Source organism: Desulfoprunum sp. (genome assembly GCF_053613775.1).
The window spans coordinates 1448190-1461923 of sequence record NZ_JBSHXH010000004.1 but is presented as its reverse complement, the minus strand read 5'-3'; the positions used below and the strand labels follow the sequence as shown (position 1 = coordinate 1461923).

Sequence of the window (13734 nt, the reverse complement as noted above, 5' to 3'; positions counted from 1 at the left end):
CATGAGTGAATGCCATGCAGATTACCATCGACCATCGTCAGGAACTGGATTTGGCCGTGATCGTCGCCGTCGGCGACAACCGGTGTCGGGTCGGTCTTGATCCGGCCACCCGGACCCTGCTGGACGAGCGGCGGCGGCAGATCGAGGTGGTCATTTTCGATCAGGAGCTTCCCGCCTACGGCTTCAACCGCGGCTTCGGCCACAACGTCGACCTGGCGGTCAAGGAGGAGCTGCTGGCCGATCTCCAGGAGAATCTGATCGTGTCCCATGCGGTCGGGGTCGGCGAGCCCCTGCCCGAGGCGGTGGTCCGGATCGCCATGCTGCTCCGCGCCAATTCGCTGGCCCGCGGCTACAGCGGCATCCGCCCGGAACTGGTCGAAACGCTGCTCGCCCTGCTCAACGCCGGCATCACCCCGCTGGTGCCCGCGCTCGGCTCGGTGGGGGCAAGCGGCGACCTCGCCCCTCTCTCCCATATCGCCCTGGCCCTGATCGGCCAGGGCCGGGTCACGGTCGGCGGCGAGCGCCAGCCGGCGGCCGCGGCCTTGGCCCGGGCCGGGATCGCGCCGCTGCGCCTGGCGATGAAGGAGGGCCTGGCCCTGAACAACGGGGTGCAGATCATGAACGCCATCGGCCTGCTCGCCTGTGCCCGGCTCCAGGACCTGCTGAAGACCGCCGCCGTCACCACCGCCCTGACCGCCCAGGTGATGCTGGCCCCGGACACCTATTTCCGTCCCGATTTCCACGCCGTCCGCCCCCATCCCGGGGCGAGGCGAGTGGCCGACTGGATCTGGCGGCTGATGCAGGACTCGCCGATCCGCATGGCCCATCGCGACTTCAAGGACGACGGCCAGGTCCAGGATCCCTACAACATCCGCTGCGCCGCCCAGATCCTCGGCGCCGCCCATGACCTGGTCTCCCAGGCCGAACGGACGCTGTTGATCGAGGCCAACAGCGCCACCGACAACCCGATCCTGCTGCCCGATGCGGCCGGCCGTTTTGTTGATGTGCTCTCCGGCGGCCATTTCCACGGGATGCCGGTCGCGGTCCAGATCTACGGGCTTCTCCAGGCCGCCGGCATCATCGCCGGCCTGGCCCACCAGCGCTCGGTGCGCTACGTCGATCCCAACCGCAACAAGGGGCTGGGGCGCGACCTGAAGTGGCCCGGCCTGAGCGCCGATCAGAACTCGATCTCCAGCGGGCTGATGATGCTCGAGTACGCCTCGGCCTCGCTGCTCAATGCGATCTGGGGCGAGGCGATGCCCAGCCACCTGTTCACCATCGCCACCAACGCCGGCCAGGAGGATCATGTCAGCATGGGCACCGGGTTGGCGGTGCGGCTGCTCGACAGCCTGGACAAGGTAGCCCGGGTGCTGGCGATCGAACTGGCCTGCACCCTCCAGGCGATCACCGTCCGCAAGATGCTGGCCGCCATCCCCACCGAGGCCGAGCTGCCGCCCTGGGTCCACGACGAACTGGCGGCCCTGAAGACGCGGATGGATCGCCACGCCGATGGGGTGATCTTCGAGGTCGGGGTGATCCGCGAATTGGCGCTGACCGAGGCCCAGCGCCGGCTCAGCCCGGTCTCGGAACGGCTGTACGCGGCTCTGGTGGCGGATGGGGCCTTTCCGCCGGTCACCCGGGACCGGGTGCTGGCCGACGACATCGCCGCCCTCGCCGGGCGGATCATGGGCGGGGCGATCGTGGCCGCCGTCGAGCAGGAGATGCCGCTGCCCTGGTGAGGACGGCGAGGAGGTGACGATGGAGCGGATAGTCGAATGCGTGCCCAATTTTTCCGAGGGGCGGGACCGGGCGGTCATCGACCGGATCACGAGTCGGGTCGAGGCGGTGGAGGAGGTGCGGCTGCTCGATGTCGACTGCGGCCGCGATACCAACCGCACCGTCGTCACCTTCGCCGGCGAGCCGGAGGCGGTGCTCGAGGCGGCGTTCGCGGCGATCAGCGGCGCCGCCGAGCTGATCGACATGCGGCGGCACCGGGGCGCCCATGCGCGCCTGGGGGCGGTCGATGTCTGCCCCTTCGTCCCGGTCGCCGGGATCACCATGGCCGAATGCGCCGATCTGGCCCGGCGACTCGGGCGGCGAGTCGCCGAGGAGCTGGCCATCCCGGTCTATCTCTACGGCGCGGCGGCCGCGGCCGATGAACGCCGCAGCCTTGCCTGGCTGCGCGCCGGGGAATACGAGGGGCTGGAGCAGAGGCTGCGGCGGCCCGATTTCCGTCCCGATTTCGGCGCCGCGGTGTTCAACCCCAAGGCCGGGGCGACGGTGATCGGCGCCCGGGGGTTCCTGATCGCCTTCAACATCAACCTCAACACCCGCAATGCCCGGCTGGCGCAGGAGATCGCCGTCCGCCTGCGGCAGAAGGGGGGCCGGATCAGGAACCGGGTCACCGGGGCGATGGAGACCGTGGCCGGGCTGTTGCCGGCAGTCCAGGCGGTCGGCTGGTATCTCGACGCATACGGCCTGGCCCAGGTCTCGGTCAACCTGATCGATTTCCACACCACCCCGCTGTACCGGCTGTTCGAGGAAGCGGAACGATTGGCCGGCGAAGCCGGCCTGCGGGTCACCGGCAGCGAGCTGGTCGGCCTGGTGCCGCTGGCGGCGATTGTCGAGTGCGGCCGCCATTTTCTGCAGCGCCAGGGTCAGTGCCGGGGCGCGGCCGAGGCCGAGCTGGTGCGGGTGGCGGTGCACAGCCTGGGACTGAACGAGGTCGCCGCCTTCGACCCGGCGCACAAGATTCTCGAGTACCGCCTGCGCCCGGCCGGGGCCCTGGTGGCGCTGCCGTTCACCCGCCTGGTCGACGAACTGGCCTCCGCTTCGCCGGCCCCCGGCGGCGGCAGTGCGGCGGCAATCGCCGGGGCCCTGGCGGCGGCGCTGACGGCGATGGTCGGCAACCTGACCTTCGGCAAGAAGGGGTATGAGGCGGTGTGGCCGGAGATGGAAGAGATGGCGGTCCGGGCCCAGGGCCTCAAGCAGTTCTTCCTCGCGGCGGTCGATCGCGATACCGCCGCCTTCAACCAGGTGATGGCGGCGCTCCGGCTGCCCAAAAAGAGCGAGGCCGACAAGGCCCACCGTGCCGGGCAGATCGCGGCCGCTACCCGGGAGGCGACAATGGTCCCCCTGTCGGTGCTGGAGCAGGCGGCCGAGGCGGCCGATCTGGCCCGGCTGGCGGTCCGCACCGGCAACCGCAATTCCCTTTCCGACGCCGGGGTGGCCGGCCTGGCGGCGGCGATGGCCGGGCTGGGCGCCCTCTACAATGTCATGATCAATCTCGGCCAGATCGATGACCCCGCCTTCACCGCCGAGGCTCGGCGCCGGGCGGTCGAACTCCATGACCGGATCGAGGCGGCGGTGAACGAGGTGAAACTGGACCTCAACCGGCTGCTGGTGGGTGTTACGGCAACGGGCGATTGACCGCTGCCGGGAGGTCGCAGGGAACAAAGAATGCTTGCCATGGCATCATTATCTTAGTATAAACGTAATTCCTTTGCGGCAAGGCGGACCGTCGGCCCACGACGGCTGGAGGGTCGGCCGCAGATCAGTCTGCGGCGCCGTCGCGGTCCACTTTCATCCCCTGATAAAAATCCTGTGCGAATATGTCGAATGAAATAGATTTTGATGAAATATTGAGTAAATACCGTTCAGATCCGTTCGATTACGTCGAGGTCTGCGCCACCCATACCGGGGTCGTCCACTTCCGGGTCGGCGAAGGCGATGCCGTCGAGGCCCCGAGCGGGGAGTGGCAGCAGATCCCGGGAACGGCCCTCTACCAGATCACCCGGGAGCGCAATCCGAAGCTGGTTGCGGCCCGGACCAACGGCGTCGTGTCCGGGATCCGGTCCGAGCTCGAGGGGCAATTCGTCGAGGCCGGCGAGAAGTTGATCACCATCAGGCATCCGCTGAAAAAAAAGGAGATCATTGAGAACATCCTCAAAGAGGTCCTGTACCTGTTCCGGGCCCCGGAGCGGGCCAAATACTACTTCGCCCTCGATGTCCAGTCGCGCATCGAGAAGAAAGGCGTCAGGGCGGTGACCATCGAGGCCGGCGAGGAAGTGCTGACGATGTCGCTGATGAAGCGTGACACGCCGATCTACTATACCGGCGAGGGCGGGGTCATCCACTCCGTCTACTTCACCCCGGGGGTGTCGGTCAATCAGGGCGAGCCGCTGCTCGGCATCTGTGCCCCGGAAAAACTGCCCCTCATCCAGAAGATCATCACCCGGGTCAAGGCCGACTGGAACAGTGAACAGGGGCTTGCAGCCTGAAAATCCGCGGCGTTCGCTTACGGTGACGACTATGGAAACCCGGGAAAGAGGCGGGGGCGGCATTGCGGTCACCGCCGCCGAGATCGACCGACAGCGGCTGATGGAGGACCGGCTGCGGCGACAGGCCTGGGACGCGACCGAGGTTGAACGGATTCTGCGCTACGGCGCCTTTGTCGGCACGGCGATCGAGTGTTATCCCGTGCTTGATCGGGCGATGGAAAAGGCGCGGATCCACATCACGGCGATGGAGCAGGCCGGCCGGTCGGTGCATAACGGCACGGTGATCCTCGCCGACCGTCTTGAACGCTCGAAGGGCCGTTTCGACCGGACCTGGCATGCGCCGTCCGGAGGACTGTGGGGCTGCCTGCTGCACGTCAACACCCTGCTGCCGCAGTCCCGCAATCTCATCTCCCTGGCGGTTGGCGTGGCCTGCTGCGAGGCGGTGCGGGAGATGGGGATTGCCGCTGAGCTGCGATGGGTCAACGATGTCCTGGTGGGGGACAGAAAGGTGGCCGGTTTTCTGATCGAGAGTTTTTTCAGCCCCCGTTATCGGGAGGAGTACAACCTCATCGGCTTCGGCATCAACGTCAGCAATCACCAATTTCCGCACGAACTGCGGGATACCGCTCTTTCCCTGGCGCAGGCCCTGGGGCGCCCGCTGGATATCAACTCCTTTGCCCGGCTGTTCCTGGCAAAACTCTCGTTTGCCGTCGGCCTGCTCTACTACGAGGAGGAGCGGCGGTTGCACGGCGGCGACGACTGGGACGACGGCGGACACCGGTTGCTGCAGCTGTGGCGGGGGCTGTCCACGACCGTCGGCCGCCGGGTGGTCTTCGGTTTTGACGTCCTTCAGGCCCCGCGGTATCAGGCGACCGTCGGCGGCATTACCGGTTCGGGCGGACTGGTCATGGTGCTTGATGACGGCCACGAAAAGACCGAATACAGCGGCGAGATCCGTTATATCTGAACCGGCTTGGCCGTACTCCCGCCCTGATCGCTGAACGAGTCGAGCATGGCCCATGAGTGAATGTCCCGCTGGAACAGGTGCCTGCCGTACAGATGTAGCGCAGTGAGGCATTCCCGGTGCATGGCGTCGGTCAGTTGGAGGCGGTGCAGCTTGTCGAGAGGGAGTTCAAGGGCCGATTGCATGAGCCGGATGGTCCCGGGGGAGAGACGGGTGCCGGGATGGCCTGAGGCGGCGGCGCAGGTGGCGCAGACCAGACCGCCGCCCAGATGGCTGAAGGCGAAGCCGCGGCCCGGGGACGCCTCGATGCCGCAGCTCAGGCAGGCCTCGAGCCCTGGTCTGTAACCGATCGCACTATAGAACCTGAGCAGATACAGGACCAGCAGCGACTGCCGCGACCGGCCGGCATCGAGGCCGTGCAGGGCCCAGAGGGCGAGGCGAAAGACCGTTTCGTCCCGTTCCCCCTCCCGCAGGGCCAGAAGCAGGGACTCGCGTATCACCGAGGCGGTCGCATACCGCGAGGGATCGGTCCGGAGACGGAGGAAGGGGGTGTGCAGGTCGGCCTCGTGGATGAAGACCAGGCCGCCGCCTGCCGACTCGGAGCAGGTGAGGCGTAGGAAGCTGAAGATCTCCAGCTTGTTGACGAAGCGCCTCTTGCTCCGTTTCGCGCCCTTGGCGATACCGGTCGCCCGCCCTCGTTCGAGGCTGAAGAAGGTGACGATGAGATCGGCCTCGCCATGGTCCCGGGTATCGAGAACGATGGCCTCGACCTCATAGGAACGGGCCGGCATCGATCATTCGGAAAGATTTTGCGGTATCGTAACCGTGATCTCTTCGCCTGCCGTTTTTTTCGGCAAGGTCAGGGGCAGATTGTTCAGGGTCAGTTCGGTGCCGCTGCCGGCCGGCAGGGTGATGACGATCGATGTGCCGGCGCGCCAACTGTGGACCGCTCCGGCCGTGAAATCGAAGTGCTCCGCCGGCTTATCGTCGATCTTGACGGTGAGCCGGGTGGCTTCCTTGAAGGCGGCCCTGAGGGTATAGGTGGTCGAGACGGGTGGTGAGGTGGGGTTGGCAGCCTCAGGCGCCATGACCGGGGGCGGAGCCGTCCGGCCGCCGGCGGAACCGGCCTGTTCCGACCCCATCGGCGAGGAGGGCGGCGCGGTCGCCGGCAGGGTTGTCTGGGTTGAGGCTATGTTTCCCTGGCTGGGGTACTGCGGAGCGGATACGTCTGTACCTGCCGCCTCCGGCGCCGGAGACGGGGTGAGGGTCGAGGAAGCAGCGGGGGGCTGATCCGGCGTGGCGGGAGGAGATGCCGCCGGTTCGCCGACAGTGGTCGACGGCGCCTTGTCGCCTCTCAGGGTCTGGCTGAGATAGGTGGCCGGATTGAAAGAAAAATACCAGCAGGCGGCAATCCCGGCGATGATCAGGGCCAGCAGCGACAGGCCGACGACTGAATGCGAGGTGACGGACGGAGGTTCGGCCATGCTGCTGGTCTGCATGGCCAGTTCGCCGGGGGTGGGAGAGCTCGATTCATCCGTCTTCGGCTGTTGTTTTTTCTGCTGATTGTAGCGGTCACGGATTTCGTCAGGATCGAGGGACAGATACCTGGCATAGATGCCGTAAAAGCCGCGGACGAAGGCGTCAGCCGGCAGGTTGTCATAATCGTCTTCTTCCAGGGCCTTCATGCAGTTTGGTGAGATTTTTGTCGAATCGACCACCTGTTCGAAGGTCAGGCCCCGTTCTTCCCGTGTCCGGCGCAGGAACGCCCCGAGGGTTTCCCTTTCGTGTTCGGATTGAGTCTTCATCATGTATCGGTTCCTGTGAGAAGGTGGGCGAGATGTCTGTCGCCAGAGGTGGTTGTGACGGACCGGTCTTCACCCGGCCTATTATCGAGCCTCCCGTTCAGAGTTTCTGGATATAGGCCTCGTTTTTCAAGTTGTTCAGCCATTCATCATAGGCCTTTTTCAGGCGCTGATCGTACAGGCTGTTCCTGATCTCCTCCTTCACCTCGTCCGGAGGAGTCTTGACGGCGATGGTTCCGTCGTCGCTGTTGAGAAGTTTGAAGAACTGATATCCTTCCGGCGTTTCAATGATATCGCTGATCTCGTCCGGCTTCAGTTCCTTTACCGCCTGCTGCATGTCGGGGGCCATCTCGTCGAGTTGAAAAACCCCGATATCCCCGCCATCCGCGGCCGACGGCATGCTGGAATATTTCCGGGCGAGCTCCTTGAAGTCCTCGCCGTCTCTGGCCAATTCCAGAACCTTCTCGGCCTCTTTTCTGGCCTTGCTCTTGTCGGCCTCCACTGTCTCCGGCGGGGTGTCCTGCCCCTTCTTCCAGGAGATCCCTATCTGCAGCAGATAGTACCCTCCGCCACTCACCCGGGTAGTGCTTTGGCTGTTGTAGTAGTCCAGTATCTCTTCATCGGTAATGACCACCTTGGATCTGACATCGGCATTGACCAGTTTGCTCTGGAGCACCTGGTCGCGCAGGTTCTCCCGGTACGCCGTTTCCGTCAGCCCGTCTTCCTTCAGTTTGGCCAGAAGTTCCGGCTTGCTGAGCCGGCTCTGGTCGAGCATCTGTTCAAAGGCGGCATCGACCTCGGCATCGGAAACTGAAATATTGCCGGCCTTGGCCTTCTGGGTGATCAACCGTCTTTCGATGATCCTGTCGAGAACATGCTCACGGGCCTGCTGGAGGGTCTCGGCCAGGGATGTGGCCGGGGTCTTGGCCGAGATGTCGCGGTAGAAGCGCTCGCCTTCCTTTTCCAGCTCGGAGAGGGTGATCACATCGTCATTGACGACGGCAACGACACGGTCGAGCAGCTCCGCAGTACCGTTAAGGGGGGCAAAGACGATTTGGAGGAACAGGACCAGGAGAAAAAATATTACCGGAGTGGATGCATGTGCAACTGGTTTCATGATGGTTTCGTGGTGCATGTGGTTTCTCTGATGGTGTTCAGTTGTGTTTACCGAAGCAATTAACCGTTCCGGATGGATGATTGTCTTGTGGGCGGAGACCAGGAGGAAGTCATCAATATCTCCAGCGACAATTCAAGGGCAGCAGTCTAGCATGTTTTTTGGTTTTGTACACGATATCTGCGTGCGACCCGGACAGCGCCGTGCCGGATGGCGGTGAAATCGGGTGCGTGTATCCCCTGCGGTGTTGACTTTCCGTGAGGGTGGAGTATTGTATTTCACGGAAAGATTACATAGGTCCAGGCATCAATCAGAACGGGAGTTTGTTGATGAAAAAAACAAGCAGATTTTTTACGACTGTCGCATGTGCCATAGCCCTGGGCTGTTCCGGACTGATTCCGGCGAAGGTCCTGGCCAGCACCAAAATGCCGTCCTTTGCCCTGGAAAGCGTGCGGGATGGGAAACGTATCGACAGCGACAGCTTTCAGGGCAAGGCCTTGCTGATCACTTTTTTCGCCACCTGGTGTCCACCCTGCCTGCAGGAGATCCCCGCCCTGGTCAAGCTGCAGGAGGAATTCGGGTCGAATGGCTTCTCCGTTGTCGCCCTGTCGGTCGATCAGGGAGGCAGTGAACCGGTGGCCGAACTCGTCGATCAGCAGGCCATCAATTATCCGGTCCTGATGGCCGATGCCGAGACCGCTGAGAATTTCGGCGGGGTGTATGGCATCCCGGTCTCGTTCCTGGTAAACAAATCGGGTAACGTGGTGAAACGCTATCCCGGACTGGTGCCCCATTCAGTGCTGGCGAAGGATGTGCAGAGCCTGATCGATTAATATTCGGGGATGTTGACAGGGAAGGGGAAAAAAGATATATAACGTTATGTAATTGAATGGTTTTGTAGACTGTATACGCACATTGGCCTGCAGTTTCGTCTGCGATGGGGAATTGGCACGATGCCCTTCGCGTATGTCCCCTGGCGAAGAGTCCGGGAAAATATTCAGCGCAAAAGGAGAACAGCAATGAAAAAAAGATTGGCAACGGCGGCATTGGCTTTGGTATTCGCATTGAGCGTGGCTGGCGTCAGCATGGCCGCAAAAGTGAATTGCACCGTCAAGTCCGTCGAAGGCGACACGGTCACGATGACCTGTGAAGATGCCGGCAAGATGAAAGCCGACGATAAGGTCAAGGTAACGACATCCAAAGCTGGTGGCGTTGAAGGTTGCTGATTGACACACCGTCGCGGTTTTTGTACCATGAGAGGTCGGTTGGCGGCTCGTCAACCGGCCTTTTTTATTCAATGTTCATCTCCAGCTCAAGAGGTTGTGGTCCTGCTCCCGGCGGAGTGCCGTCCGTCTTTCCCCTTGTCCGTATGAACGTCGTCGTGTGAATAATTCCGGGGGACACCGAAAGGAGAACCAATGGATATCAGGACCCTCCCTGAGCGGGAGCGACAGATATATAATCGTCTGCGGCAGAAATACTCGCTGACCTTCGACAGTCTGAAGATCGGCGATACCACTATCCGCCTGCTCAAGGTCGCCGATCTGGGGGAAATAATCGGTGATCGCGATCCCTTCGCCGATGTGACGCAGTTTCCGTTCTGGGTCAAGCTCTGGGATGCCGCGATCATCCTCTCCTATGTGTTGACCAAAATTCCCGGGCGGGAGGGCCGTACCCTCCTGGAACTGGGCGCCGGCCTTGGCGCGCCTGGTCTGGCTGCCGCGGCATCGGGCTTCGACGTCACCATCAGCGACTACGAGGAGATCATCAGGGACTTCCAGCAGGTCAGCGCCGCCGCCTCCGGCCTCGGCGACGTCAAGCTGACCCTTCTCGACTGGCTGAATCCGCCGCAACTTCCCGCCTTCGATGTCCTCGCCGGGGCCGAGATCCTGTTCCGGGAGGAATTTTTCGCCCCGCTGCTGCGGGTCTTCGCCGCCTATCTCAAGCCTGAGGGTGTCATCTATCTGGCCCATGACGCCCGGCGCCAGAGCCTGCCGAAATTCCTCAAGCTGGCGGAAAAGGACTACGACATCGGTGTCGCCCGACAGAATTACATCAAGGACGGCAACCCGGTCTCGATTATCGTCAATCGTCTGGTCAGAAAAGGAAGCGGGGCGAGAGGAAACGCATGAGCGGCTCGACCCCCCTCTATCCCGTCAACCTGAAGATCGCCGGACGACTCTGTCTCGTCGTCGGCGGCGGACCGGTCGCGGTCCGCAAGGTCGAGGCCCTGCTGATTGGCGGCGGTGAAATCAAGGTCATCAGTCCCACGGCGGCGCCACCGCTGCGGCGACTGGCTCAGACCGGCAGGATAGAATGGCTGCAGCGTCCCTATCGTACCGGGGACCTGGACGGAGCCTTTCTCGTCATTGCCGCGACGAATCGGCCTGAAGTGCAGCGTCAGGTTGCCGGTGACGCTGGCGCCGCCCGGGTCCTGCTCAACAGCACGGATGACCCGTCGGCCTGCGATTTCCAGGTGCCTTCACAGTTGAAGCGCGGCGATTTGCTGATTACTGTATCAACCGGTGGCGCGAGTCCGGCGTTTTCCAGGCGGATCCGGGAACGACTCGAAGCGGAGTTCGGCTGGGAATACGGGGTGATCGTCGATCTCCTGGGCCGGTTGAGATTGCTGGTGATGAGCGGAGGCGGTGATGCGGCCAACCATGCGATCATTTTTCGGGACATCATGGAACTCGACCTCGTCGGACATATCCGGGAGGCGGATTGGGATGGTCTGGCCGGGGCGTTGAAGAAGGCGCTGCCCCCGCATCTCGACCCGGAACCCGTGGTACTGGCCCTGGTCGAGACCATTGGGCGAGCGAACACAGAGTACTCCTTGTAAATCGGGGATCGGGCGGTATGTATCCTCTGACGACACCCTTGTATCGGGGATGACATGAGCGAAATCAGCTATCTGCTTTTCCAGACTGTTGTGTTTGTCACCTTTCTGGCCTGTTCCGCCTACTGTGTCTTTTTCGTCAGTCAGAAAAGCAGGGTGCGCAATGTGGCGAGAGTGCTTCTGGTCTCGTCAGGGGTCCTGCAGACCCTGTACATTCTCTCGCGGTACTACCTTGTCGGTCATGCCCCGATCACCTCGCAACATGAAACCGTTGTTGTTTTTGCCTGGGCCACGACCTGGGCCTACCTGTCGTTTCGGTGGCGCTATACGGTCAAGAATTTCGGGGCCTTTGTCTCCCTGTTGATCATGTTTCTTCTGGTACTGTCGTCCCTGGCATCAAGGGAGATCAGCGAACTCGTACCGGCCCTGCAGAGCTGGTGGCTCCCTGTGCACGCCGGGGTTTCGCTCTTCGGCTACGGCTTTCTCTCCTTGGCCTTCTGCGGCGGACTGATGTATCTCCTCCAGGAACGGGAATTGAAGAGCAAGCGATTCGGCTACTTTTTCCCCCGTCTGCCCTCTCTCGAGGCGCTGGACCAGCTGAACAGCCATTGTCTCACCGTCGGCTTCGTCTTTCTCTCTTTAGGCATCGTCAGCGGCTCGATCTGGGCCCGACAGGCCTGGGGAACCTACTGGCAATGGGATCCGAAGGAGACCTGGTCGCTGATCACCTGGTTTATCTACCTGATCCAGATTCATCAGCGGTTCACCGCCGGTTGGCGGGGAAAGCGGGCGGCGATCATGGCCATCTCCGGGTTTCTCGCCGTCGCCTTCACGCTGTGGGGGGTGAGTTATCTGCTTGGCGGGGTGCACAGCTATGCCAGGTGAACGCATCATACTCCTCGGGGTGAACCACAAGACGACCCCGGTGGAGGTCCGCGAGCGGATGGCCCTGTCGGACGGCTACGAACAGCCGCTGACCGCCCTGAAGCAGATCGGGACGATACGGGAATGCTATCTGCTGTCGACCTGCAATCGGGTGGAACTGCTGCTGGTGGCCGAACCGAGCGATCAACTGATCGACAGTATCCTCTCTTTTCTGTTCGGCGACCGGATCGCCAAGGAGCAGTGTCGTCAATACCTGTACATCTATTACGACCGGGACGCGGTGCACCATCTCTTCATGGTTGCCGCCAGTCTCGATTCGATGATTGTCGGGGAGGCCCAGATTCTCGGCCAGCTGAAGGAAGCCTACCGCTATGCCTCGCAGTTCGGCTGCACCGGGCCGCTGCTCAACCGTCTGCTGCACAAGTCGTTTTCGGTGGCCAAACGGGTCAGGACCGAGACGGCGATCGGCTCCTCCGCCGTCTCGATCAGCTACGCCGCGGTACAACTGGCGAAAAAGATTTTCGGCGATATCAGGGGTAAGAAGGTGCTGCTCATCGGCGCCGGGGAAATGGCGGAGCTGGCGGCCGAGCATCTCGTCGGCCAGGGCGTGGCCGAAGTCGTCGTCGCCAACCGGACCCTGGCCCGGGCGGTGGAACTGGCCAAGCGATTCCGTGGCCGGGCCGTATCCTTCGATGAACTGATGGGCCAGCTCGAGCAGGTGGACATCATCATCAGTTCGACCGGGGCGCCGACCATCATCCTGCGCCAGGGCGAAGTCCGGCCGGTGATGCGGGTCCGGCGGAACAGGCCCCTGTTCTTCATCGACATCGCGGTGCCGCGTGATCTCGATCCCGACCTCAACGACCTGGAAAACGTCTACCTCTATGATATTGACGATCTCAGCAGTGTCGTCGAGATGAACCGCACCGGCAGGGAACGCGAGGCGGTCAAGGCGGCGAGGATAGTCGACGAGATGACGCTCGGTTTCGGACGGTGGATGGAGGGGATGACCCTCACCCCGACGATCCTGGCCCTGCGCCAGAAAGCGGACGGGATATGCCGGGCCGAACTGGACAAGACCCTGCCGCGCCTGGCCGGCCTGTCCGAGGAGGAGAGGCACTCCATCGAGGTGATGCTGTCGGCCATTACCGCAAAGATACTGCATGCTCCCCTTGCCTATCTCAAGAGTGGATCCTGTGGCGGGCGGGACAACAGTGAGGCCAAGATCGATACGGTCCGGACGATCTTCGGTCTCGGCGGAGACGAGGAATGAACCTCTGTGTTGAGGACCATCTCGACAACGAATGGTTTGTGGTGCGTCATTCCGGCGAGATCCCGGAGATCGCCCTGTATGCCGCCCGGCATTATCTGACCGAGGCGGAGGACGGGCCTCGGCTGTACCTGTCGCCGGATCAGTGGGGGAGGCTGCTGGACGCGGCTCGGGTGCGTTACCGGGAGATCGTCCTGCGCGACCTGCAACTTGATAACCGCGACACCTCAATATACCGGGGATTGGCCCGGTCGATCATCAACTACCGGAGATTCGAGTCCTTCTGCCGCCGTCATGGCCTCGACATGCAGGATTTCTGCAGGGAGGTGGCGGCGGCCCTGCTGATCTTCCTCGTCGCCGAGTCGGCGGAGGTGGCCGGGGGCGGCCGGAAATCCAGCATCAACTGCACCTTCGCCGAACTCAATGATTTTGCCTGCCGCATCGGCCTCGTCAGGGATTCGTTGCCGGTATCCATGCGTCGTCTGTGCCCGGAGGAATGATTTTCACCTTGCCCTGACAAACCAGGGGTGATCGGCTGTAAACCTGCACGCGCTGTACTCAATCCTGCTGAAATACGCAC

At 62.6% G+C, this 13734-nt stretch carries 14 protein-coding genes; 11 read left to right on the top strand and 3 right to left on the bottom strand.

What is annotated here, in order from left to right; genetic code table 11:
• Window positions 1-14 precede the first annotated feature (14 nt).
• From ACWGKN_RS10640 to ACWGKN_RS10625, 4 genes are all read left to right on the top strand, one after another.
• A complete protein-coding gene (locus tag ACWGKN_RS10640) occupies window positions 15-1739 on the top strand; it encodes an aromatic amino acid lyase (RefSeq protein WP_052160143.1) in 1725 nt (574 codons plus the stop codon).
• A gap of 19 nt (window positions 1740-1758) precedes the next feature.
• Window positions 1759-3429 carry a glutamate formimidoyltransferase gene (gene ftcD, locus ACWGKN_RS10635; RefSeq protein WP_452095170.1) on the top strand — a complete coding sequence of 557 codons (1671 nt, stop codon included), beginning with the start codon at window positions 1759-1761 and terminating at the stop codon, window positions 3427-3429.
• A gap of 182 nt (window positions 3430-3611) precedes the next feature.
• Entirely contained in the window at window positions 3612-4280 is a 669-nt protein-coding gene (locus tag ACWGKN_RS10630) for a hypothetical protein (protein ID WP_035231107.1), read from the top strand.
• 31 nt (window positions 4281-4311) lie between these two features.
• Window positions 4312-5247 (top strand): biotin--[acetyl-CoA-carboxylase] ligase, encoded by a 936-nt coding sequence (locus ACWGKN_RS10625; RefSeq protein ID WP_452095169.1) that lies wholly within the window; start codon window positions 4312-4314, stop codon window positions 5245-5247.
• Here the strand turns inward: ACWGKN_RS10625 and recO are convergent.
• From recO to ACWGKN_RS10610, 3 genes are all read right to left on the bottom strand, one after another.
• Window positions 5238-6035 carry a DNA repair protein RecO gene (recO, locus tag ACWGKN_RS10620; RefSeq protein ID WP_052160139.1) on the bottom strand — a complete coding sequence of 266 codons (798 nt, stop codon included), beginning with the start codon at window positions 6033-6035 and terminating at the stop codon, window positions 5238-5240. The two genes, ACWGKN_RS10625 and recO, sit on opposite strands and share 10 nt — an antisense overlap.
• Window positions 6036-6038: 3 nt before the next feature.
• The gene (locus ACWGKN_RS10615; protein WP_035231104.1) at window positions 6039-7052 is read right to left on the bottom strand and encodes a helix-turn-helix domain-containing protein; all 1014 of its coding nucleotides are present in this window, start codon (window positions 7050-7052) and stop codon (window positions 6039-6041) included.
• 94 nt (window positions 7053-7146) lie between these two features.
• Window positions 7147-8163: a peptidylprolyl isomerase gene (locus ACWGKN_RS10610; protein WP_424253339.1), complete on the bottom strand. Its 1017-nt coding sequence runs from the start codon at window positions 8161-8163 to the stop codon at window positions 7147-7149.
• Between the two features lie 326 nt (window positions 8164-8489).
• Here ACWGKN_RS10610 and ACWGKN_RS10605 point away from each other — a divergent pair, with 326 nt between their 5' ends.
• From ACWGKN_RS10605 to ACWGKN_RS10575, 7 genes are all read left to right on the top strand, one after another.
• Entirely contained in the window at window positions 8490-8993 is a 504-nt protein-coding gene (locus tag ACWGKN_RS10605; protein WP_052160137.1) for a TlpA disulfide reductase family protein, read from the top strand.
• A 186-nt stretch (window positions 8994-9179) separates the two neighbouring features.
• Window positions 9180-9386, top strand: coding sequence for a selenite/tellurite reduction operon protein ExtJ (extJ, locus tag ACWGKN_RS10600; protein WP_035231101.1), 207 nt, complete (start codon window positions 9180-9182; stop codon window positions 9384-9386).
• A gap of 192 nt (window positions 9387-9578) precedes the next feature.
• Window positions 9579-10292: a class I SAM-dependent methyltransferase gene (locus tag ACWGKN_RS10595; protein ID WP_035231099.1), complete on the top strand. Its 714-nt coding sequence runs from the start codon at window positions 9579-9581 to the stop codon at window positions 10290-10292.
• A complete protein-coding gene (locus tag ACWGKN_RS10590; RefSeq protein ID WP_035231098.1) occupies window positions 10289-11002 on the top strand; it encodes a precorrin-2 dehydrogenase/sirohydrochlorin ferrochelatase family protein in 714 nt (237 codons plus the stop codon). Before ACWGKN_RS10595 ends, ACWGKN_RS10590 begins: the two co-directional genes overlap by 4 nt.
• A 54-nt stretch (window positions 11003-11056) precedes the next feature.
• Window positions 11057-11884 (top strand): c-type cytochrome biogenesis protein CcsB, encoded by an 828-nt coding sequence (gene ccsB, locus ACWGKN_RS10585; RefSeq protein WP_052160135.1) that lies wholly within the window; start codon window positions 11057-11059, stop codon window positions 11882-11884.
• Window positions 11874-13157 (top strand): glutamyl-tRNA reductase, encoded by a 1284-nt coding sequence (hemA, locus tag ACWGKN_RS10580; RefSeq protein WP_452095168.1) that lies wholly within the window; start codon window positions 11874-11876, stop codon window positions 13155-13157. Before ccsB ends, hemA begins: the two co-directional genes overlap by 11 nt.
• Window positions 13154-13654, top strand: coding sequence for a hypothetical protein (locus tag ACWGKN_RS10575; RefSeq protein ID WP_424253343.1), 501 nt, complete (start codon window positions 13154-13156; stop codon window positions 13652-13654). Before hemA ends, ACWGKN_RS10575 begins: the two co-directional genes overlap by 4 nt.
• Window positions 13655-13734: the final 80 nt, after the last annotated feature.

Excerpts from the sequence above, each read along its gene's own strand:
- ACWGKN_RS10640 (WP_052160143.1), top strand. The coding sequence starts at position 15 with ATGCAGATTACCATCGACCATCGTCAGGAACTGGATTTGGCCGTGATC.
- ftcD (WP_452095170.1), top strand. The coding sequence starts at position 1,759 with ATGGAGCGGATAGTCGAATGCGTGCCCAATTTTTCCGAGGGGCGGGAC.
- ACWGKN_RS10630 (WP_035231107.1), top strand. The coding sequence starts at position 3,612 with ATGTCGAATGAAATAGATTTTGATGAAATATTGAGTAAATACCGTTCA.
- ACWGKN_RS10625 (WP_452095169.1), top strand. The coding sequence starts at position 4,312 with ATGGAAACCCGGGAAAGAGGCGGGGGCGGCATTGCGGTCACCGCCGCC.
- recO (WP_052160139.1), bottom strand. The coding sequence starts at position 6,035 with ATGCCGGCCCGTTCCTATGAGGTCGAGGCCATCGTTCTCGATACCCGG.
- ACWGKN_RS10615 (WP_035231104.1), bottom strand. The coding sequence starts at position 7,052 with ATGATGAAGACTCAATCCGAACACGAAAGGGAAACCCTCGGGGCGTTC.
- ACWGKN_RS10610 (WP_424253339.1), bottom strand. The coding sequence starts at position 8,163 with ATGAAACCAGTTGCACATGCATCCACTCCGGTAATATTTTTTCTCCTG.
- ACWGKN_RS10605 (WP_052160137.1), top strand. The coding sequence starts at position 8,490 with ATGAAAAAAACAAGCAGATTTTTTACGACTGTCGCATGTGCCATAGCC.
- extJ (WP_035231101.1), top strand. The coding sequence starts at position 9,180 with ATGAAAAAAAGATTGGCAACGGCGGCATTGGCTTTGGTATTCGCATTG.
- ACWGKN_RS10595 (WP_035231099.1), top strand. The coding sequence starts at position 9,579 with ATGGATATCAGGACCCTCCCTGAGCGGGAGCGACAGATATATAATCGT.
- ACWGKN_RS10590 (WP_035231098.1), top strand. The coding sequence starts at position 10,289 with ATGAGCGGCTCGACCCCCCTCTATCCCGTCAACCTGAAGATCGCCGGA.
- ccsB (WP_052160135.1), top strand. The coding sequence starts at position 11,057 with ATGAGCGAAATCAGCTATCTGCTTTTCCAGACTGTTGTGTTTGTCACC.
- hemA (WP_452095168.1), top strand. The coding sequence starts at position 11,874 with ATGCCAGGTGAACGCATCATACTCCTCGGGGTGAACCACAAGACGACC.
- ACWGKN_RS10575 (WP_424253343.1), top strand. The coding sequence starts at position 13,154 with ATGAACCTCTGTGTTGAGGACCATCTCGACAACGAATGGTTTGTGGTG.